This is a genomic window from Candidatus Amarolinea dominans, from assembly GCA_016719785.1.
In the GTDB taxonomy this organism is placed as follows: Bacteria; Chloroflexota; Anaerolineae; order SSC4; family Amarolineaceae; genus Amarolinea; species Amarolinea dominans.
The window spans coordinates 94,290-113,471 of the sequence record JADJYJ010000008.1 but is presented as its reverse complement, the minus strand read 5'-3'; the positions used below and the strand labels follow the sequence as shown (position 1 = coordinate 113,471).

Below are 19,182 nucleotides of genomic sequence, written 5' to 3'. Positions count from 1 at the left end.
ATGCGCAGCACGCGCCTGGCGGTAGATGCCTTGCTGGCCAGCGGACGCGTCGCCGCGGCTGAGGCCTTCATGGAGGCGCGGCGGCAACGGTTTGTGGCCGCGGGCTACAACCTGCGCAAGCTCAATCAGGCCTACTTCGCCTTCCACGGCAGCTATGCGACCGGCGTCGGCGCGGTGGACCCCATCGGGCTGCAGTTGCAGCAACTGCGCCGGCAAAGCCCCTCGTTGGCAGCCTTCGTGTGGACTGTGCAGCGGTTCGACAGCCGTGACGACCTGGAGACAACCAGTCCGGCGCCCGCGCTAAAATGACTTCTTGACAGATCGTCAACTCTGTGCGATAATGTCCGCACGCTGGCAGCCAAGCCAGTTTCAACCTTCTGCTATCCCATTCCGAGGAGGTGATGCTTCATGAGTGATCGTAGTACACGCGGCACCGTAGCATCGCCTCGGGGTAACCTGTAGACGCTACGGTGCCAAAAAGAAAGGCTCTCCTTCACCGGAGAGCCTTTCGCTTTTAGAGACACACGTCCGCCAACCCTCTGTGACTGCCGTTCAATACAAATACTTCTGCCAGGAGCTATGATGACCAGGGCTGTACTCGTTGAGCAGGGTCAGCGCAATGTAGCGTGGACGCCGGGGCACGGAGAGTAGCGCGTAGCCGGCCTCATCGGGGGTGCGATTACCCTTGCGCTGATTGCAGCCGCGGCAGGCCGCCACCACATTTTCCCAGGCCGTTGCGCCCCCGCGGCTGCGCGGCACCACGTGGTCGAGCGTCAGATCACTGCGGCCAAACTGGCAGCCACAGTATTGACAGGTGTAGTGGTCGCGGGAGATGACGGTGCGTCGCGACAGCGGCAGTGACAGATGCATGGGAATGCGCACGTAGCAGACCAGCCGAATGACCAGCGGCACCCGAAACGCCTGCTGTTCGGCGCGCAGATAGGCTTCGGCCGCCTCCACCAATTCGGCTTTTTCCTTGAGCAACAGAACAATGGCGCGTCTTACCGACACCACACTCAGTGGTTCATAGCTGGCATTAAGGACCAGAACGTTACCCATGGTCGCACCTCGCCTCGTCTCCCCTCGCATCCCCCTGTGAAACGAAAATGACTAAACAAAAAAGCCCGCGATTCGTATAACTTCACGAATCTGGGCTTTCAACCACTCAGGTGGGTGACCAGTGGGGCTTGAACCCACAGCCTCCTGGGCCACAACCAGGTGCTCCGCCAATTGAGCTATGGCCACCATGCACACGTCAAGCTTACCGTTCATCGTGACAGCCAGGACACGGGTGAGGCCAGCCATGTACCTGGCTCACCGGTTCCTGGCGCTTGCAGGTTCGGGGACGAGGACTCGAACCTCGATACAGGGATTCAAAGTCCCTTGTCCTGCCATTAGACGATCCCCGATCTCACGATGGGTAAACTGAGTGCCGAGACCCAGACTTGAACTGGGGACTCCGTCATTTTCAGTGACGTGCTCTACCAACTGAGCTACCTCGGCTGAGCGGCAAGCCCGGACGCTTGCCGATGATCGCGCAGAGCGGGCGATGGGATTCGAACCCACGACTCTCTCCTTGGCAAGGAGATGCTCTACCACTGAGCCACGCCCGCATAACATGCACGACCACAGAGCGGGCGATGGGATTCGAACCCACGACTCTCTCCTTGGCAAGGAGATGCTCTACCACTGAGCCACGCCCGCATGTTCATGTAAGAGCCTTTGGCCTGTCTGCTGCCCACAGCCGCCGGCTATTTTAAGGTGGACCCGGTCGGATTCGAACCGACGCTCCCCTCCTTGCAAAGGAGGTGCCTTCCCGCTAGGCCACGGGCCCGACTGATTTGAGACGTTGGACACGCCTTGTGCGTGCAACCATCATCAAAAACTGGCTGTGCCGACGAGAGGACTCGAACCTCCACACCCCGTAGGGCAACAGATCCTAAGTCTGTCGCGTCTGCCATTCCGCCACGTCGGCTTGGCTGACGCCCGCTTGCAGCAACGGGCGCCACAAGACCGTTGACCTGACAACGGAATCAACCGTGCCTGCACTCACAAAACAAAAGAGTGGTACATACCCCCGATTCTGTTTACCGTCATCTTTCTCACCGAGAACACCCTTATGCAGAGTGTCTCCGTGGCAGTTCCTGGCTTGCCAGGTGTTACCTGGTATCGCCGTCACCGCTGCGATGAGACCAAGCCGCCTGACGGCTGGCCTGGCCCACTCACCTTGCTCCCGGTTGCACGCTCGCCTGGCCGAGGACATTGCTGCCCTCGCCGGTAGGCTCTTACCCCACCGTTTCAGCCCTGACCCGTGCCGGCGCAAGCCAAGCACTGGCGGGAATGTTTTCTGTTGCGGTTGTAGTCACCCGGCTTGCGGCCGGGCGCCCCCACTTGCTGTTTCGTGGGGCAACCTTCTGCGGATAACCGCAGGGGGAGTCGGGAAGTTCCTCTGAGGCGCTTACGCACCCCAGCGACGGTTGACCAATCTCTTGTTTGTTAAGGCGCTTGCCGGGCCAAATTATACCATGCCCCCGAACCATCGTCAAAAAGCGAGCCGGACAGCGTCACGGGCTGGCAGCGCGGACGTCTCGCCCGCAGCGCCGCCAGCCGCCCGCGTCCCCAACATGTTGGCTCGCTGGACCGCGTAGCAGCAGGCTACTCAACCGCCCCGCGGCCCCTCCACCCAGTAGGTGCCATCAGGGCCGACTTCCTTCTTCCAGATCGGGGCAATCGTCTTGAGGCGTTCGATCGCATAGCTGCACGCCTCGAAGGCGCCCTGCCGGTGCGCAGCAGCAATTGCGATGGCAACGCTCGTCTCACCCACCTCCAGGCGCCCACAGCGGTGAACGATGACTACCCCGGTCACGGCCGGCCAGCGCGCAACCACCTCATCGGCAATCTGCTGAAAGCACGCCACGGCCATATCCGTGTAGGCCTCATACTCCAGGTAGTCTGTTTGCCCGCTGTCTGAGTCTCCGCGCACGATTCCCGCAAATAGAATAATGGCGCCATGCGTGGGCACGTTGACGCGCTGCGCCACCTCATCCAGCGAGATCGGCGCCGTGGTGATTTCGAAGCACGGCGCGGCGCTACCGCCGCTGACAGGCGGCAGCAGCGCGACCTCGTCACCATCGGCCAGCGGTGTGGCATCCGTGGCATAACGTTGATTGACAGCCAGGGCCAGATTGCTCGTCTCGCCCAACGAAGGCGCGACCGCGGCCAGCGTCGCCAGGACAGCCGCCGCGGTCGCGCCTTCGTTCAACTCCAGGGTCAGGGAGGACTGGCCAAGCCGCTCGCGCAGCGAGGCAAATAGTCTGACGCGTACATGAATCATGGATAATCTCCTCACGTCTGGTGGATGTGTACTGCAAGCGGGCACGAATTGCGCCTGTTTCCTTAGGTCTACCTCTCGTTCGTGAGTTCCAGGAGTATAGCATATTTTTCTGGCGACAACAAACCCGGTATAACACCGGTCTGGACTTTGACCTCGTTGCAGCGACTTGCAGTCGCCCGATCTGCCCCCAGACCGCCATGCACCCACGCCAAACCGATCATTTGACAGCCGGTCAGTCATGAATTAGACTAAAGAACATGAAAACTGCCTGCAACTCCAAAATGAGCAGGCAGTCTTGACAATGCCATGTCAAGCGATGAGGCGATGGGCTTAGTCGTACGAGCCCAGCGCCGAATACAGTGCTTTTGCGCTGATTCATATTCGTCCGCATCTTCTCTAACTTCATGAGATCAAGGAACACTATGTCTCAATTTGATGGCTTCAGCAAACGAACGCCCCTGATTCTCGTGTGGGCGTTGCTGCTGCTCACTGCCTGTGCCCCCAGCCCGGCGCTTTCTCCTCGCTCCTCTACGCCGGCGGCTCCCAACGTCCTGGTGGTGGAGACCTTCCTGGCCGACATCACCCGCCAGGTCGCCGGCGACCGTCTGACGGTTGACACCCTGATGCCGCTCGGCGTGGACCCGCACAGCTTCGAGCCGACGCCCGCCGACGTGGCGAAAGTCAGCGCCAGCACGGTGCTGGTCACCAACGGCGTCGGGCTGGAGGCTTTCCTGGACAAACTGCTGCAGAACGCGGATGGCAAGCGCGTGGTGATCGAAGCCGCTAACGGCCTGACCCCGCGCACGCCAACCGCAACCGAAGAAGCCCATGACAGCGCAGAGCCAGAGCATGAGGAAGGCGACCCTCATTTCTGGCTCGACCCCATCCTGGTTATGCGCTACGTCGAAAATATCCGCGATGGCCTGAGCCAGGTGGACCCGGACGGCGCCCTGCTCTATGCCGCCAACGCGGCCGCGTATGTGACCCAGTTACAGGCCCTGGACGCCTGGATCCGTGAGCAAACCAACCAGGTGCCCATCGCACAGCGGCAGTTGGTGACCAACCACGAGAGTCTGGGCTATTTTGCCGACCGCTACGGGTTTCAGATCATTGGCGCCATCGTTCCCAGTGTCAGCAGTGGGGCCTCACCTTCGGCGCAGCAACTGGCCGCGTTAGTTGACCAGATCAAGGCAACGGGCGCGCGCGCCATTTTTCTGGAAACCGGCGCCAACCCCCAACTGGCCGAACAGGTTGCGGCCGAAACCGGCGCCAGCGTCGTCACCGGCCTGCTCAGCCATTCGCTCAGCGCCCCTGGCGGAGAAGGCGCTACCTACATCGAGATGATGAAGCACAATACGCGTACCATCGTGGCAGCATTGAAATAAGACTCTCTTGATAGCCACCGATGACCGCGTTGAAAGAAGCGAGGCCCGACGTGATTGATACCCTGAGTATGCCCCCCGCACTTGAGACCGCCATACCCCGCCCTGACGCACCGGCACGCCTGGATGTAGACGGCATCACGGTCGGCTTCGACGGCCGGCCGGCCTTGCGTGACCTCTCCTTCCAGGTGCCCCACGGCGCGCAGGTGGCCGTGGTGGGGCCAAACGGGGCGGGCAAGTCAACCCTGTTCAAGGCATTGGTGGGCCTGCTGCCCCTGCGCAATGGCCGCATCTTGATCCACGGCCAGCCGCTGGGCGTGCATCAGGACTGCGTCGCCTATGTGCCGCAGCGCGAAGAGGTTGACTGGCGCTTTCCTGTCACCGTGGCCGACGTGGTGATGATGGGCCGCTATGGCCGTCAGGGCTGGCTGCGCCGCCCCAACGCCGCCGATCGCGCCGCGGTGACGCGTGCCCTGGACGCGATGGGCATTGCAGCGCTGGCCGGCCGTGCCATTGGCGAGCTTTCAGGCGGTCAACAGCAGCGTGCCTTCCTGGCACGCGCCCTGGCCCAGGAGCCGCACATCCTGCTCATGGATGAGCCGTTCACCGGCGTTGACATGGCGACGCAGGAATCTACCCTGGCTCTGCTCAATCGTCTGCGCGCCCAGCAGGTGACGGTGTTGATTTCCACGCACGACCTGGCCCTGGCCGCCAGCCGTTTCGAGATGGTGCTGCTCCTCAACCAGCGTCTAATCGCCTTTGGCCCGCCGGCGCAGGTGTTCACCACGCAGCGCCTGGCCGAAGCCTTCGGCGGCCAGGTGCTCATGTTGCCAGAGGGGGTGGCCGTGGTAGACCACTGCTGCCCGGAGGACGAAACGGTCATGGTGGCGCCCCCAAAATCCACCACGGCGCCTGCGCCACGGCAATCTGCCGGCCAGTCAGGCAACGCGGCGCCGCGCCGAAATCGAGAACTGAGATGATCGAATGGCTCTTGACGCCGCTGGCCTATGGATTCATGCAGCGGGGCTTGCTGGCTGCGGTGATGGTGGGCATCCTATGCGCGGTGATCGGCTGTTACGTGGTCTTGCGCTCCATGGCTTTCCTGGGCGATGCCATGGCGCATGCCATTCTGCCTGGCGTCGCTGTGGCGTATCTCCTCGATGGTAACTTGACCGTAGGTGCGCTGGTGGCTGCGGTGCTGGTGGCACTTGGCATCGGCGCTTTCTCGCGTCAGGGCACGATCAAGGAAGATACGGCGATCGGCATCATGTTTGCGGCCGCGCTGTCGTTGGGCGTCATGCTCATCAGTTCCATCAAGACCTACGCCGTGGATCTGACTCACATCCTGTTCGGCAATGTGCTCGGTGTCAGCCCGGCCGACCTCTGGCTGACAGCCGGCCTGACCGCACTCATCCTCGGCACGGTGGTGGTGCTCTATCGTCCCTTCCTGGTCATCTCCTTCGACCCGGTGTTGGCCGCGACGCTGCGCCTCCCCGCTGAACTCCTGCGCTATGCCATGTTGATCCTGCTGGCGCTCACGGTCGTGGTTTCGATGCAGACGGTTGGCGTGGGACTGGTAGCAGCCATGCTGGTTACGCCGGCCGCCTCGGCCTACCTGCTGACTCGGCGCCTGCGTATGATGATGATCGTCTCGGCTGTGATCGGCGCCTTCTCCAGCCTGGCCGGGCTGTATCTCAGCTACTACCTGAACGTGGCCTCCGGCGCCGCCATCATCCTGACCGCCACCATTATCTTCATCCTGATCTTCCTCTTTGCCCCACAGCGCGGCGTCGCCTGGTCATTCTGGCGACGCTCCTAATATCATCCGCCCCGTTTTCTCTGCCACGAATTTCACTAATTTGCACGAATCGAACTTCTGCTTTCGTGTCAATTCGTGTAATTCGTGGCAAAAGTCCGCCCGCCGTGTTGCCGTCCGCATCATAGGTGTAGCTGGCCAGCGCCGTGTAAGGTGATCGGGTCAGGTGATGAGCGGCTGCGCGGTGGCCGTGGCGACATTGAGTTCCCGCAGGAAGCGCTTGCGCAATTCTTCTTCCACGCGCTCCGGATCATTGCCATACGGAATGCGCCCGCCGGCCATGTGCGCGTGGCCGCCCGTGCCGCCCATCTCACCCACGACCTGGCGCACCATGCGCGCCGCATTGGCCTCCGCCAACTGGGTGCGTACCGCCATCACCACCTGGTTTTGGTAGCGCCCCCAACAAATGACCCAATCGGTGCCCTCCAGTCGGGCCAGAATGTCGGCCATCTCCGCGGCCATGTCTGGGCGCTCCATCGGCCCCAGGCTGGCCAGCGCCACGCGGTCATACAACACGGTCCGCGCCAGGGTGTCATTGAACGCCTTGAAGTAGCTGCGCGGCACGCGTGCCTGCTCGATCTTCGCCAGCAACTTGGGGTCAATCAGGGGGAGGAGCACCATGTAGGCCCAGGCGTCACAATCGCAGGCGTCGCGGGCCAGGCCACGCGTGTCGGTTTTGATGCCGTAGAAGAGCGCCGTCGCCAACTGGCTGTGGGGTCGAATCTCGGCCGCCACCAGGTACTCGGTCAGAATGGTAGAGGTGGCGCCGTAGCACGGCCGTACATCGCGGTAGCGCGCCTGGCGCTTACCCCGGCGCAAGGGGTGATGGTCGAACACGGCGACGACCGGCAAATTCGCTGGCCGTACATGATTGGAAGCGCCAACCTGGGTGTCAATCAGGGCAATGGCGTCAACATCATCCCAGTTGATCTTGTCCACCTGGGTCAGGTGCATCTCCAGGTTGGCAACCAGGGCGCGGTTTTCTGCGCGGCCGATCATGCCGCCGTAGACGATGCCAGGGGTGATGTGGAGTCGGGCGCTCAGCACGGTCTGTAAGGCCCAGGCGCTGGCCAGCGCATCGGGGTCGGGGTCGTTGTGGGTCAGGATGACGAGCCGCTGGCTATTGTCGCACGCGTCGAGCAGCCGCTGCAGGCGGCGCTGCCCGCGTGGCATGTCGAACATGGGCAGCGGCTGCCCGCTGAACGGCATGACAAAACGCGGTGCTTCCAACGTGTCCGGCAGTTCAGTCATTGCAGGACCTCGACCCACTCGGCCTCGCCGATGCCGTTGCTGTCCAGCGCCACGCGCACGGCGCCATCGGCCTGCAGCAGCGTGTAGATGAGGTTTGATTTGCCAAACACCGGCGCCGCCCAGCGCTCGTTGCCTCGCTGCTCCAGGCGTACCGGCACGTAATCCTCGCGTCCTGTCACCGAAGCGATGGGGCGGGCCAGGCGCGCCATGACGATACGCCGCGGCGGTCCTTCTTCGCCCTGCAGCAGGCGCAGGGTCGGCGCGACCACCAGGTCGAAAATCACCATCGCGCTGACCGGGTTGCCGGGCAGTCCAAAAACCGGCTTGCCGTCGCAAACTGCCAGGATGGTGGGCTTGCCAGGGCGCACGCTGAGGCCATGCACCAGGATGCCGGGCTGTCCCAGGGCTGCTATCACTTCCGCGGTCATGTCGCGCACGCTGACCGAGCTGCCAGCCGAGATAACGACCACATCGGCCAGGGCAAACGCCTGGCGGGCCAGGGCGCTCAAGGCTCCAAGTTGATCGGGCGCAATGCCCATCAGGATCGGCTCGGCGCCGGCGCGATGAGTCAGCGCGGCCAGGGTGTAGCTGTTGATGTCCCGAATCTGACCAGGTCCTGGGGTCTGCGTGGGCGGCACCACTTCATCGCCCTGCGAGAGGATGGCCACGCGCGGCGGTTGCGCCACCGTCACCTGCGTGATGCCGACCGCCAGCAGTCCGCCCAGGTCGGCCGGGCGCAGGCGCCGGCCAGCGGCCAGCACGATCTCGCCCTGGCGCACATCTTCGCCGACCTGAATGACATTTTGACCGGGCGCCAGCGGGCGCAGGACTTCGATGGTGTGCGGGAAGTGCGGTGAGTGCGGTGAGATGGAAGATGGGTTGTCGGCCGCGACGGCCAGCGCGCGTGGCGGCTGCACCCTCTCGGTATGCTCAACCATCACGACCGCGTCGGCGCCTGGCGGGATCATGCCGCCGGTGTGTACGATGGTGCAGGCGCCGGAATCAATCGCCAGGCTGGCCGCTTGCCCCATGGCGGTTTCACCGATGACGCTGAGATAGGCGGGGAGGCTGGCCGAGGCGCCAAAGGTGTCCGCGGCCAACACCGCGTAGCCGTCCACCGTGGAGCGGGCGAAACTGGGCAGATCGTGCGGCGCAATGACGGTTTCGGCCAGCACGCGATCCAACGCCGCGGCCACTTCGATGGTTGCGGTCGTGATCCGGATCGGGAGATGTCGAAGGAAAAGCCGCCAGGCAGCGGCCGGCGTCTGCACGTTGAATAGTTCAGGCATGATTTTTTCGCGCTGGGGATCCGATCAGAAACCGGGTTTCTACGAGAAACCCGGTTTCTGACAGAAGCCCGGTTTCTCGCCGGGTTTCTGATTCGCTAACGACCGCCGTTGCTGGACAAGGCGGTCAGCACGATGATGACCAGGGCCGCCAGGAAGATCAGGACGAAGAGCAAGATCGCCGGCAGGAAAACGGCGACGAGCGCGCGTCCCCACTGGGTTTCTTCGCCAATGACCAGGCCGTCGGCGCCCACGCGCTGTTGCACCCAGCCCAGGCTGACAGCCGTCGCCTTGGTGTAGATGAGCCAGCCCCAGACGGTGGCAACGATACCGAGCAGGCTGCCCAAGCAGGGTACCAGCGCCAGGATGGTGAACAACTGCGGCACGCTGTAGAGCGGCGTGGTGGCGAGAAAATCGCGCAGACTGCCTTTGGCGCCCAACAGCAGCCGCGCCAGGAGCAAAACCCAGATGCCATAGCTCAGCCAGGCGCCAAGTCGCGCAAACGGCGATGATAACCATTGGCCCAGGGCCTCCAGGAAATGACTGATCGGCTGCGGCAGTGGAGTGGGCAACCCCACGATCCCTTCGACAATGCCCATGACGCTTTCGAACTGCTCGCGCACCAGGGACAAACCCCCTGCTGGGATGCCGCCAGCGTTCTGCATCTGTGCGAGCACCTGATCGAAGGTGTCGCGCACGCTCTGCATGTCAGCCGCCGGATTGCGGACCGCTTGCCACAGAAAGCTGAGGCTGCCGGCAATCAGGCTGACGACGATGAGGAGACCAATGGCATAGCGCATGCCATCCACATGATCACGGAAGCGCACAAAGGCGTCGGTCTTGAGCGTCAGGATGTCGCCCAGCAACTTGAGCCACTTGACACGACCAAAGCCGCGGTCAACGGCGCTGTTCATATCGGTTGTCATTGTGCTATCCCTCCGGCCACGAGGCCCATAAGCAGTGTGCTGAAGATGAAGCCAAGCACGGCGATGAGAATACCGAACAGGATGCCTGGCAGAAGCGTGGCCGCGACAGCACGCGGCCAACTCAAGCCATGCACGGTTTTGAGCGCCGTGTAGCGACAGAGCATGCGCCAGGTGCCGATGACACCGCCGACCACGACGAAGGGAATCACGGTGACCAGGCTCAGGAGCTGCGGCGCTTCGGCCAACGCTGTGGCGCCCAGGGTTTGACTCAGCGTGCCCTTGCCGCCCAACAGCCGTGCCACGACATGAGCGACGACGCCCCACAGGAGCCACAGCAGAATCATGGTGACAGGCAGGAGCACGAGATTGAGCGCGGCATTGCCGATGTCGGGGTAGCCGGCCAGGCGCGGGAAAATCTGCCAGCCGAGGTCATAGAACTGGTTGAACATGTCCAGCGCCTGCTGTCCGCCAGCCTGGAGCATCTGATCGAACCACGGCATACTGCGCAAGCCGTTCAACACGGTTTGTTTCATGGCTTGCAGGTCTGGCGTGGCTGCTCTGGCCAGCGCCGTGCCGACCAGGCTGAATAATGCGATGGCGACACTGATGACAACGACAATGAACAATCCCTCGACGAACGGATTGTCGTCGTCGCGCATGTCCTCGTATACGTCCTGTTCAAGGAACAGCGCTCGCCACGCCCAATGGAACGCACGTCTAACGAATGGCATTTACATCCTCCTTGTGCAAGTTGATTCCGACTGATCGAAATGAGACACGGGTGAGGCTACAGATGATATGATACTCCTTTTCATCAAAACCGAGAAGACAGCGCACGCTCCTGCGCAGCTAAAATGCGACACTGCGCAGATCAAAGCCCGCGCGCAGGTTGCTCATGGCGCGTTCCACGCCGGCCCGCGCCAGCTCCAGCAGGAACGCGTGGGTCAAATCGGCTGGCGGTTGCAGGCTGGCGGCCAGGTGGCGTGCCAGCGCGGCCGCGGCCAGGTCACCGGCCAGGGCCAACCAGGGCACCATGCCCAGCAAGCGACGGCGGTAGACGATGAAGCTGGTCGCGCTGAATTCGCGCGTCACCAGTTCTTGCAGCAGCATGTCAACCGTGGGAAAGGCTGGGCGGCGATTATCGAGCAGGCGTTCAGCCAGGTCATAGGCGGCCTCGCTGTGCGTAAACCAGGAGCTGAAGGCCCGATGATCGAGCAGTGCCCGCGACTGCTGGCGCAAGTTGGCAATGGCGAGATCGGCGGCCAGGGGCGGCAGATCAGGCGGCGGCGACCCGGGTTCGCCAAACTGCCAGATCAGTGGGTTGAGCAGCCGAAACTCATGCGGGATCGGCGTCTGCTGTTCGTAATTGGCCTGCACAGCGGCAGCTACCAGGCTGCGGCCATAATCGAAGGGGGCTTCGAGCAGGCGCAGGGGCTGTTCACTACGCGGAATGAGTAGTTCGCAGAAGGTACCGGCCAAGTGCGGCGCGGGGATGCGCACCGCAGGCATGCTGGCGTTGGCAAAGGACAAACGCACGCCGTTGGCATCACTAAGCAGCGCGCCCAGGAAGGTCACTTCGCCAGGTTTGTACAGACTGATGACCGGCGCGGGCGCCGGCGCAACAAACCAGACGGCCCGATAGCCATCGCCGTCAATGCCGCTGACAAGCGCACGCCAGCCGCGGCCGGGGGACGGTGCAGGTTCGGCGCTGACGCCGGCCAGCGTCAGCTTGCGCAGACTGCGTTCCACCAGGGCGCGCGAGGCCACCGATACCGTGGGCAGCAGGTGGCGCAGGGTCGTGATGGCTGCCGGCCGGCGGATGCGGCTCAGGGCATGCACGGCCTGCGCCGCCACGACATCGCGACTATCTTGCGCCAGCAGGCGCAAGAGCACCAGACGCTCCTCCGGTTCCATGGCGTCAAGGCTGTTGATGAGGTCGAGCACCACCTCCAGCGGTTGGGTTTCGAGCTGCTGCACATACTCGATGTAGACATACTCCGACTGCTGCGCGGCGATCAACATTTCGCGCACGGAGCTGAGCATGATGGCCCGCGGGTCGGAGAGGGTGGCGTACAGGGTTTCGTCAGGCTTCTGCCCCAGAAAGCGTTCCAGGATGGTGATCGCGGTGATGCGCACCTGGTCAGGCTGGCGCGTATCCTGGGCCAACGCGGCCAGGGCCTCGACGACCGGCGCACCGTCAGCCTGCAGCGCGGCCGCCACCTGCCCCAGGCCGCCCCGCATCTGCGGGTCATTGGTGCCGAGCATGGTCAGCAGGGTGGGCAGCACCTGGTTGCCCTGGCGGGCGATGTGGCGGGCGCGGGTACGCAGATCCAGTTCACCGTGCGCCTGGGTGAGCAGGCGTATCTCGGCCTCGATGCTCCGGCGGTCACGCAAGGTCGTGATGATGTTGTCTTGGTTGGAGGTCATGTCCGTCTTCGCTCAGAAACCTGGAACAGGTGGCCGATCAACTATACTGCAAGCGGGCACGAATTGCGCCTGTTTCCTTCGGCAGAAAAGTGAAATCTATTCCCGCTTGCAGTATATTTTGCCATGCTGCATCAGCAATGCGCTGCACTGTGCTACATTGCTACATTGCTACATTGCTACATTGCTACATTGCAACATTGCAACATTGCAGTGCATTGCACTACATTGCATTGCATTGTACCATGTCTGTCAGGGTGAACCAAACGCGCCCACGAGGGCCAAAGGGCCGATTGGCGCAAAGTGCCCGTTCGCGGTACACTGGGCCTATTGCCACCGTACGCCAACTTCGCGACAACAGAACACCCGATTCGCAGGTCTGACGCAGCGCCACCCTGGTGCAAGCGCAGACTCACCGGCGATGATCGCCCCCCGCTGAGATTTGGCGTTCTGGCGCGTGGCATCATGACCCCAGCAAACGCGGCGCCCACGCATCCCATCATTCCTAATTCTGTTCTTGCCTGTGATTCGAGGTTGCCTATGGACATCTCACGTCGTACCTTCCTGAAGACCGGGGCGTTAGCCGTGACCGGCGCTGCCCTGGCCGAGTTATCGCCAGCCCTGGCCGATGCGCCACCCTACCCACGGGTGCGCGCGATGCACCAACATGTGGACCTGCCGCGTCGCATCGGCACCACACCCGACTTGCCGCCTCTCAATGTGATTGCTCTCAACCGCCTGATGTTCGGCCCTCACCCCACGGATTGGGCCGCGTTCGAGGCGCTGGGCAGCACACCCACCGAACGCCTGACGAATTTCGTCGCCCAACAGCTCAACCCCGGCAGCCTGGACGACAGCGCCTGCGAGGCCCGCATCGCCGCGCAGGGCTTCACCACGCTCAACAAGACGCTACAACAACTGTGGCTCGATCACCGCGTCAACGCAGCCAACTACACCGTGCGCAGCCAGCCCTTCAACGAGGGGCGTCGCGTCACCTGGCTCAAGGCCGTCTACAGCAAACGCCAGTTGTTCGAGGTGCTGACCGACTTCTGGCACAATCATTTCAACATCTACGGCTGGCACTACGATGTCCTGCCGGTCTGGATTCACTATGACCGGGATGTCATCCGCGCCAATGTGCTGGGCAATTTCCGCACCTTCCTGGAATCGGTCGCGACCAGCACGGCCATGCTCTACTACCTGGACAACGTCTACAGCAGCAACGCCGGACCGAATGAAAACTGGGCGCGCGAGCTGTTCGAGCTGCACACCCTGGGCGCGGAGAACTATCTCGGCTCCATGCAGCAGACGCAGGTGCCCGGCTACCCCAACAACCCCATCGGCTACGTGGACAACGACGTGTACGAGTCCGCGCGGGCCTTCACCGGCTGGACTGTGCGCAACAGCTCCAGTTTCGGCAACACCGGCGAGTTCTTCACCTACCAACCCTGGCACGACCGCTTCCAAAAGACTGTACTGGGCCGCCACCTGCTCAACGATCGCCCGGCGCTGGAAGATGGCCGCGCAGTGCTCGATGCCGCGGCCGCGCATCCCGGCACCGCACGCCATGTCTGCACCAAACTGTGCCGCCGCTTGATTGCCGACGACCCGCCCCAGGCGGTCATAGACGCCGCGGTGGCAACCTGGACCACCCATCAACAGGCACCCGATCAACTCAAGCGGGTGGTCGAAACCATCGTTCTCTCCCCGGAGTTTGCCGATGCCTGGGGACAGAAGGTCAAACGACCGTTCGAGCTGACCGCTTCCATGCTGCGCGCCACCGCGGCCGAGTTCGTGCCCAACGATGACTTCTTCTGGACCTACGGGCTGATGGGGCAAAAATTGTTCGAATGGACCCCGCCCAACGGCTACCCGGACGTGCATGACATCTGGACCGGCACCAACGTCATGGTCTACCGCTGGAACATCGCCTACCACCTGGTAGCCGGCAACGTGGACAGCACCACGATTGACATCTTGGGGCAGATGCCGCCCGGCACGGTTACCTCGAACGCCATCACCGACTTCTGGATTCAGCGCATCCTCGGTCGTCCGCTGGATGCCGAAGACCGTTCCCGCCTGGTGGATTTCATCAGCCAGGGGCGCAACCCCGACCTGCCCCTGTCCGCCGAAGAGATCACCGAGCGCACCCCGCGGCTCGTGGAACTCATCATGAGAACGCCTGACTTTCAATGGCGATAGGAGCAAACATGGCACTCACACGACGAAATTTCCTGGCCGGCTGCTCGGCCGCCATTGCGGCCCTGGCCGGCGGACGTTTGACCAAGATGGCGTTTGCCAACCCGTACCGCCAACTGACCGATGAGGTTCTGGTAGTCATCTTCCTGCGCGGCGGCATGGACGGGCTCAGCCTGGTGGCGCCCTACAACGACCAGAACTACAACGACCTGCGCCCCAACATCCGCCTGCCCGCGCCCGGCAGCGGCGCCAACGCGGCGCTCGACCTGGACGGACAGTTCGGCTGCCATGCCCTGGCCGCGCCGCTGCGCGATCTGTATCAGCAGCAGAAACTGGCGGTAGTTCACGCCTGTGGATTGACCAGCGACACGCGCTCGCACTTCGATGCCATGGATTACATGGAGCGCGGCACGCCCGGCTCGCGCAGCGTGGCCTCCGGCTGGTTGACCCGGCACCTGGTCTCTGGCGGCGCCAGCGGTGCGCTGCCGGCCATTGCTGCCAGCTCGTTGCTGCCCGCATCGTTCCTGAGCAGTACGCAGGCCGTCGCGATGACCGACCCTGACGATTTCGGCCTGGATGGTCACTGGCGCTGGACGGACGGCCAGCGCCTGGCCATGCGTCACCTCTACAACGGCGATTCATGGCTGCATCAGGCCGGCGAACAGGCGCTCAACGCGCTCGATATCGTCGAAGTGGCGAATCCGGGCGATTATGTGCCGGAGTTCGGCGCCGTCTATCCCACCAACAGCTTTGGCACCGCGCTGATGACGATCGCCCAGATGATCAAACTGGACGTGGGTCTCACCGTGGCCGCCGCGGACTACGGCGGCTGGGACACGCATGAGTACCAGGGCGATGCCGGCGCCGGCTACTTCGCCGGGCAGATACAGACGCTCGCCAACGGCATGGCCGCGTTGTACACCGATCTGACCAACTACACGCAGCGGGTGACCATCGCAGTGATGAGCGAATTTGGCCGGCGCCTGCGTGAAAATGGCAACCGGGGCACCGATCATGGGCATGGCAACGTCATGCTTCTGCTCGGCGGTCATGTCAACGGCGGACAGGTCTACGCCGCGCCCTGGCCCGGTCTGGATCCGGCCAACCTGGACAACGGCACCGATCTTGCCATCACCACCGATTATCGCCGCATTCTGAGCGAGATACTGGTGCGCCGCATGGGCAATCCCAACCTGGGCGAGATTTTCCCCGGCTACCTGAACTACACCCCCCTCGGTGTCGTGCAAGGCCCGGATCTGCCGATCAACTTTGGGCCAACCCACGTGGAGCAGATGCAGAACGCGGTCAACTGCTTTGCCAATGGCGATGTCAGCGGCGCCTGTGCAACCTATGACCTGAACAACGACGGCCAGATGACCGTCGCGGATCTGCAAATTATGGCTGATCGCTGGACAATGACACCGTAGGAGGAAATGCCGTGAACGTGACACGCCGCCAATTCTTGCAGGATGGTTCCCTCGTCGTCGCCGGCAGCCTGCTGGCCGGCGTAGCGCCTGCGCCCTGGGTTGGGAAGACACCTCCCTTCCCCCGCGTGCAGCGCATGGCCGAGCGCCCCGATCTGCCGCTGCGCACCGACACCGCGCCAGAGCTGGCGCCGCTCAATGTCATCGTGCTCAACCGTCTCGGCTTCGGCGCGCGGCCCCCCGACTGGGCCGCCTACAATGCACTGGGCAGCACGCCGGCCGCGCGCTTCAGCGCGTACCTGGCGCAGCAGTTGAACCCGGCCGCCATTGCCGATGGCGACTGCGACCAGCGCCTGGCTGCGCAGAACTTCGTCACCCTCGCCAAGCCGCTCACTCAACTGTGGGCCGATCACACCCTGGCCGATGACTACGACACATTCTCCCTACCGTATCGGGAGACCGTTCAGGCCACCTGGATTCGGGCGCTCTACAGCAAACGTCAGTTCTTCGAGGTCCTGGCTGACTTCTGGCACAATCACTTCAACCTGTTTGGCTGGCATGATGGCGTGGTCTCCGTTTTCGTGCATTATGATCGCGATGTGATCCGTGCCAATGCACTGGGCAACTTCCGTCAGATGCTCGAAGCCGTAGCGACCAGCCCGGCCATGCTCTACTACCTCGACAATGCGTTCAGCTCGGATGACGGCCCCAATGAAAACTGGGCGCGTGAACTGTTCGAACTGCACACCCTGGGCGCCGAGAACTACCTCGGCCCCTTGGACCAGTCCGCGGTGCCCGGTTACAGCACTGGCAATCCCACGGCCTACGTTGATAATGACGTGTACGAAGCCGCCCGCGCCTTCACCGGCTGGCGGGTGCGCGATGACGACTATGACCCCGAGGTGGGTAACACAGGCGAGTTCTTCACCTACACGCCCTGGCACGATCGTTTCCAAAAGACAGTGCTCGGTCTCCATCTACGCAACGACCGGCCCGCGCTGGAGGATGGCCGCGCCGTGCTCGACGCCGTCGCCGGCCACCCGGCCACCGCGCGTTACCTCTGCACCAAGCTCTGTCGGCGCTTCATCGCAGACAACCCGCCGCAGGCCGTAATAGATGCCGCGGTCGCCGTTTGGACCGCCAACCAGCAGGCGCCGGATCAGATCAAGCGCGTGCTGCAGACCATTCTCACTTCCAACGAATTTGCCAACACCTGGGGCGAAAAGGTCAAACGGCCCTTCGAGTTCGTCGCGTCCGCGCTGCGCGCCGTGGATGCCGAGTGGGCCTGGAGCGATGGCTTTCAATGGACCTTTGCACAACTGGGGCAAGCGCTCTTCGAGTGGCCGCCGCCCAATGGCTATCCCGACCGGCACGAAGCCTGGACCGGCACCAATGTCATGCTCGGACGCTGGACGATCCTGACCTACTGCCTGGAAGGCTGGCTCGACGACATCTCCGCCGACCTGTTGAGCCAGATGCCGGGCAACATCCGCACACCGATCGCCATCTGCGACTTTTGGATTGCACGCCTGCTGGGTCGCGCCATGGGTACTGACGACCGCCAGGAGCTGATCGAGTTCGTGGCGCAGGGTCGCAATCCCGAATACGACCTTTCGCAGGAGCTGATTGACGAACGCGTGCCGCGCCTCGTCGAGTTGATCATCATGTTCCCCGATTTCCAGTGGCGTTGAGCGTAGCGCGCCAGGACTTCGCGGCTTGAACTCCTGGCTTCTCACACAAGGAGCACATCATGGCACTTTCGCGACGACAGTTTCTCACCGGCTGCTCCGCGGCCGTGGCGTCCCTGGCAGGCGGTCGCCTGACCCAGTTGGCGTTTGCCCGGCCAGGTTCGACGTCCAGCGACGAAATTCTGGTAGCGATCTTCTTGCGCGGCGGCGTAGATGGCTTGAGCCTGGTGGCGCCTTATGGCGATGCCAACTACAACGATCTGCGACCCAACATACGCCTGGCCGCGCCCGGCAGCGGACCGAATGCCGCCCTGGACCTGGATGGGCAGTTTGGCCTGCACCCGACGGCCGCGCCGCTGGCCGAGCTCTTTCAACAGCAGCACCTGGCCGTGGTTCACGCGGCCGGGCTGACCAGCGATACCCGTTCGCACTTCGACGCGATGGACTACATGGAGCGCGGCACCCCGGGCGCCAGAAACACGAACAGCGGCTGGCTCACGCGCCACCTGCTGAGCACCAACAGCAGCGGCCCCTTGCCGGTCATTGCGGTGGCGTCGTTGATCCCAGGCTCGCTGCTCGCCAGCCCGCTGGCCGTTGCCATCCCCGATCCGCGACGCTTTGGCCTGCCCGGCCACTGGTACTACCTGGACAGTCAGCGCCGCGCGCTGCGCCACGCCTACAACGGCGACACCTGGCTGCACGAGGCCGGTATGCAAACCCTGAACGCGCTGGATGTAGTGGAATCGGCAAATCCCGGCGACTATGAACCGGAATTCGGCGCCGTCTATCCGCAGAACGACTTTGGCGATGCGCTGATGACCGTCGCCCAGATGGTCAAACTGGGCCTGGGTCTGCAGGTAGCTACGGCTGACCTGGGCGGTTGGGATACGCACGAGAGCCAGGGCGATGAGGGGCAAGGTTACTTCGCGACCATGGTAGACTCATTGGCGCGTGGGCTGTATGCGTTGTATACTGATCTCACCAATTTCACCAATCGGCTGACCGTGGTGGTCATGAGCGAATTTGGCCGCCGCCTGCGTGAAAACGCCGATCATGGCACCGATCATGGCCATGGCAACGTCATGCTGGTGTTGGGCGGACACGTCAACGGCGGCACAGTCTACGCCAACCCCTGGCCAGGCCTGGAGCCAGGCGCGCTCGACCAGGGCACCGACCTGGCGATCACGACCGATTACCGCCGGGTGTTGAGCGAAATCCTGGTGCGCCGCCTGGCCAACCCGAACCTGGGGCAGGTCTTTCCCGGCTATACCGGCTACACCCCGTTCAACATCGTGCAGGGCGCCGACCTGCCGATCAACTACGGCGGCAGTGGGCGCGTCTATCTGCCATCGGTGTCCCGCTGAAAAGAGGTCCCCACCCCGTAGGTCACGCCTCCGGCGTGACGACGTCGTCGGCAAAAAAGACACCCCCGTCATTCAACCCGTTCAGGAG

General features: G+C 63.1%; 15 protein-coding genes and 7 tRNA genes. 8 read left to right on the top strand and 14 right to left on the bottom strand.

Going from position 1 to position 19,182, the window contains the following annotated elements:
• Positions 1–309, top strand: a complete 309-nt coding sequence (locus IPM84_11765; protein ID MBK9093426.1) for a hypothetical protein — start codon at positions 1–3, stop codon at positions 307–309.
• A 243-nt stretch (positions 310–552) separates the two neighbouring features.
• Here the strand turns inward: IPM84_11765 and IPM84_11760 are convergent, their stop codons facing one another.
• The 9 genes from IPM84_11760 to moaD all read right to left on the bottom strand — a co-directional run bounded on the left by IPM84_11760 (position 553) and on the right by moaD (position 3,334).
• Positions 553–1,059: an HNH endonuclease gene (locus IPM84_11760; protein ID MBK9093425.1), complete on the bottom strand. Its 507-nt coding sequence runs from the start codon at positions 1,057–1,059 to the stop codon at positions 553–555.
• Between the two features lie 113 nt (positions 1,060–1,172).
• A tRNA-His gene (locus IPM84_11755) sits at positions 1,173–1,245 on the bottom strand.
• 93 nt (positions 1,246–1,338) lie between these two features.
• Positions 1,339–1,409, bottom strand: a tRNA-Gln gene (locus IPM84_11750).
• A 21-nt stretch (positions 1,410–1,430) separates the two neighbouring features.
• A tRNA-Phe gene (locus IPM84_11745) sits at positions 1,431–1,503 on the bottom strand.
• Positions 1,504–1,541: 38 nt separating this feature from the next.
• Positions 1,542–1,613 (bottom strand) — tRNA-Gly (locus IPM84_11740).
• Positions 1,614–1,632: 19 nt separating this feature from the next.
• Positions 1,633–1,704: transfer RNA gene (locus IPM84_11735), tRNA-Gly, on the bottom strand.
• A gap of 58 nt (positions 1,705–1,762) precedes the next feature.
• Positions 1,763–1,834: transfer RNA gene (locus IPM84_11730), tRNA-Ala, on the bottom strand.
• Positions 1,835–1,892: 58 nt separating this feature from the next.
• Positions 1,893–1,975: transfer RNA gene (locus IPM84_11725), tRNA-Leu, on the bottom strand.
• A 684-nt stretch (positions 1,976–2,659) separates the two neighbouring features.
• Entirely contained in the window at positions 2,660–3,334 is a 675-nt protein-coding gene (moaD, locus tag IPM84_11720) for a molybdopterin converting factor subunit 1 (protein MBK9093424.1), read from the bottom strand.
• Positions 3,335–3,756: 422 nt separating this feature from the next.
• On the opposite strand from moaD, the gene IPM84_11715 reads away from it, so the two are divergent.
• From IPM84_11715 to IPM84_11705, 3 genes are all read left to right on the top strand, one after another.
• On the top strand, positions 3,757–4,719 hold the full coding sequence (locus tag IPM84_11715) for a zinc ABC transporter substrate-binding protein (protein MBK9093423.1): 963 nt from the start codon (positions 3,757–3,759) through the stop codon (positions 4,717–4,719).
• A gap of 68 nt (positions 4,720–4,787) precedes the next feature.
• Entirely contained in the window at positions 4,788–5,696 is a 909-nt protein-coding gene (locus IPM84_11710; GenBank protein MBK9093422.1) for a metal ABC transporter ATP-binding protein, read from the top strand.
• Positions 5,693–6,535: a metal ABC transporter permease gene (locus IPM84_11705; protein ID MBK9093421.1), complete on the top strand. Its 843-nt coding sequence runs from the start codon at positions 5,693–5,695 to the stop codon at positions 6,533–6,535. The genes IPM84_11710 and IPM84_11705 overlap by 4 nt, the downstream gene beginning before the upstream one ends.
• A gap of 159 nt (positions 6,536–6,694) precedes the next feature.
• Here the strand turns inward: IPM84_11705 and IPM84_11700 are convergent, their stop codons facing one another.
• The 5 genes from IPM84_11700 to IPM84_11680 all read right to left on the bottom strand — a co-directional run bounded on the left by IPM84_11700 (position 6,695) and on the right by IPM84_11680 (position 12,422).
• The gene (locus IPM84_11700; GenBank protein ID MBK9093420.1) at positions 6,695–7,783 is read right to left on the bottom strand and encodes a DHH family phosphoesterase; all 1,089 of its coding nucleotides are present in this window, start codon (positions 7,781–7,783) and stop codon (positions 6,695–6,697) included.
• The gene (locus IPM84_11695) at positions 7,780–9,072 is read right to left on the bottom strand and encodes a molybdopterin molybdotransferase MoeA (protein MBK9093419.1); all 1,293 of its coding nucleotides are present in this window, start codon (positions 9,070–9,072) and stop codon (positions 7,780–7,782) included. The genes IPM84_11700 and IPM84_11695 overlap by 4 nt, the downstream gene beginning before the upstream one ends.
• A 95-nt stretch (positions 9,073–9,167) precedes the next feature.
• On the bottom strand, positions 9,168–9,995 hold the full coding sequence (locus tag IPM84_11690) for a hypothetical protein (protein MBK9093418.1): 828 nt from the start codon (positions 9,993–9,995) through the stop codon (positions 9,168–9,170).
• Complete coding sequence (locus tag IPM84_11685) at positions 9,992–10,726, bottom strand: YIP1 family protein (protein MBK9093417.1); 735 nt, start codon at positions 10,724–10,726, stop codon at positions 9,992–9,994. Before IPM84_11685 ends, IPM84_11690 begins: the two co-directional genes overlap by 4 nt.
• Before the next feature lie 118 nt (positions 10,727–10,844).
• Positions 10,845–12,422, bottom strand: coding sequence for a hypothetical protein (locus IPM84_11680; protein ID MBK9093416.1), 1,578 nt, complete (start codon positions 12,420–12,422; stop codon positions 10,845–10,847).
• A 537-nt stretch (positions 12,423–12,959) separates the two neighbouring features.
• Here IPM84_11680 and IPM84_11675 point away from each other — a divergent pair.
• Genes IPM84_11675 through IPM84_11660 form a run of 4 tightly spaced genes read left to right on the top strand, consistent with a single transcriptional unit; the run spans position 12,960 to position 19,094 of the window.
• Positions 12,960–14,621 carry a DUF1800 family protein gene (locus tag IPM84_11675; protein ID MBK9093415.1) on the top strand — a complete coding sequence of 554 codons (1,662 nt, stop codon included), beginning with the start codon at positions 12,960–12,962 and terminating at the stop codon, positions 14,619–14,621.
• 8 nt (positions 14,622–14,629) lie between these two features.
• The gene (locus IPM84_11670; GenBank protein MBK9093414.1) at positions 14,630–16,045 is read left to right on the top strand and encodes a DUF1501 domain-containing protein; all 1,416 of its coding nucleotides are present in this window, start codon (positions 14,630–14,632) and stop codon (positions 16,043–16,045) included.
• A gap of 11 nt (positions 16,046–16,056) precedes the next feature.
• A complete protein-coding gene (locus tag IPM84_11665; protein ID MBK9093413.1) occupies positions 16,057–17,733 on the top strand; it encodes a DUF1800 domain-containing protein in 1,677 nt (558 codons plus the stop codon).
• A gap of 59 nt (positions 17,734–17,792) precedes the next feature.
• Positions 17,793–19,094 (top strand): DUF1501 domain-containing protein, encoded by a 1,302-nt coding sequence (locus IPM84_11660; protein MBK9093412.1) that lies wholly within the window; start codon positions 17,793–17,795, stop codon positions 19,092–19,094.
• Positions 19,095–19,182 lie beyond the last annotated feature (88 nt).

Coding starts and splice junctions, on each gene's coding strand:
- IPM84_11765 (MBK9093426.1), top strand. CDS start 1: ATGCGCAGCACGCGCCTGGCGGTAGATGCCTTGCTGGCCAGCGGACGC.
- IPM84_11760 (MBK9093425.1), bottom strand. CDS start 1,059: ATGGGTAACGTTCTGGTCCTTAATGCCAGCTATGAACCACTGAGTGTG.
- moaD (MBK9093424.1), bottom strand. CDS start 3,334: ATGATTCATGTACGCGTCAGACTATTTGCCTCGCTGCGCGAGCGGCTT.
- IPM84_11715 (MBK9093423.1), top strand. CDS start 3,757: ATGTCTCAATTTGATGGCTTCAGCAAACGAACGCCCCTGATTCTCGTG.
- IPM84_11710 (MBK9093422.1), top strand. CDS start 4,788: ATGCCCCCCGCACTTGAGACCGCCATACCCCGCCCTGACGCACCGGCA.
- IPM84_11705 (MBK9093421.1), top strand. CDS start 5,693: ATGATCGAATGGCTCTTGACGCCGCTGGCCTATGGATTCATGCAGCGG.
- IPM84_11700 (MBK9093420.1), bottom strand. CDS start 7,783: ATGACTGAACTGCCGGACACGTTGGAAGCACCGCGTTTTGTCATGCCG.
- IPM84_11695 (MBK9093419.1), bottom strand. CDS start 9,072: ATGCCTGAACTATTCAACGTGCAGACGCCGGCCGCTGCCTGGCGGCTT.
- IPM84_11690 (MBK9093418.1), bottom strand. CDS start 9,995: ATGACAACCGATATGAACAGCGCCGTTGACCGCGGCTTTGGTCGTGTC.
- IPM84_11685 (MBK9093417.1), bottom strand. CDS start 10,726: ATGCCATTCGTTAGACGTGCGTTCCATTGGGCGTGGCGAGCGCTGTTC.
- IPM84_11680 (MBK9093416.1), bottom strand. CDS start 12,422: ATGACCTCCAACCAAGACAACATCATCACGACCTTGCGTGACCGCCGG.
- IPM84_11675 (MBK9093415.1), top strand. CDS start 12,960: ATGGACATCTCACGTCGTACCTTCCTGAAGACCGGGGCGTTAGCCGTG.
- IPM84_11670 (MBK9093414.1), top strand. CDS start 14,630: ATGGCACTCACACGACGAAATTTCCTGGCCGGCTGCTCGGCCGCCATT.
- IPM84_11660 (MBK9093412.1), top strand. CDS start 17,793: ATGGCACTTTCGCGACGACAGTTTCTCACCGGCTGCTCCGCGGCCGTG.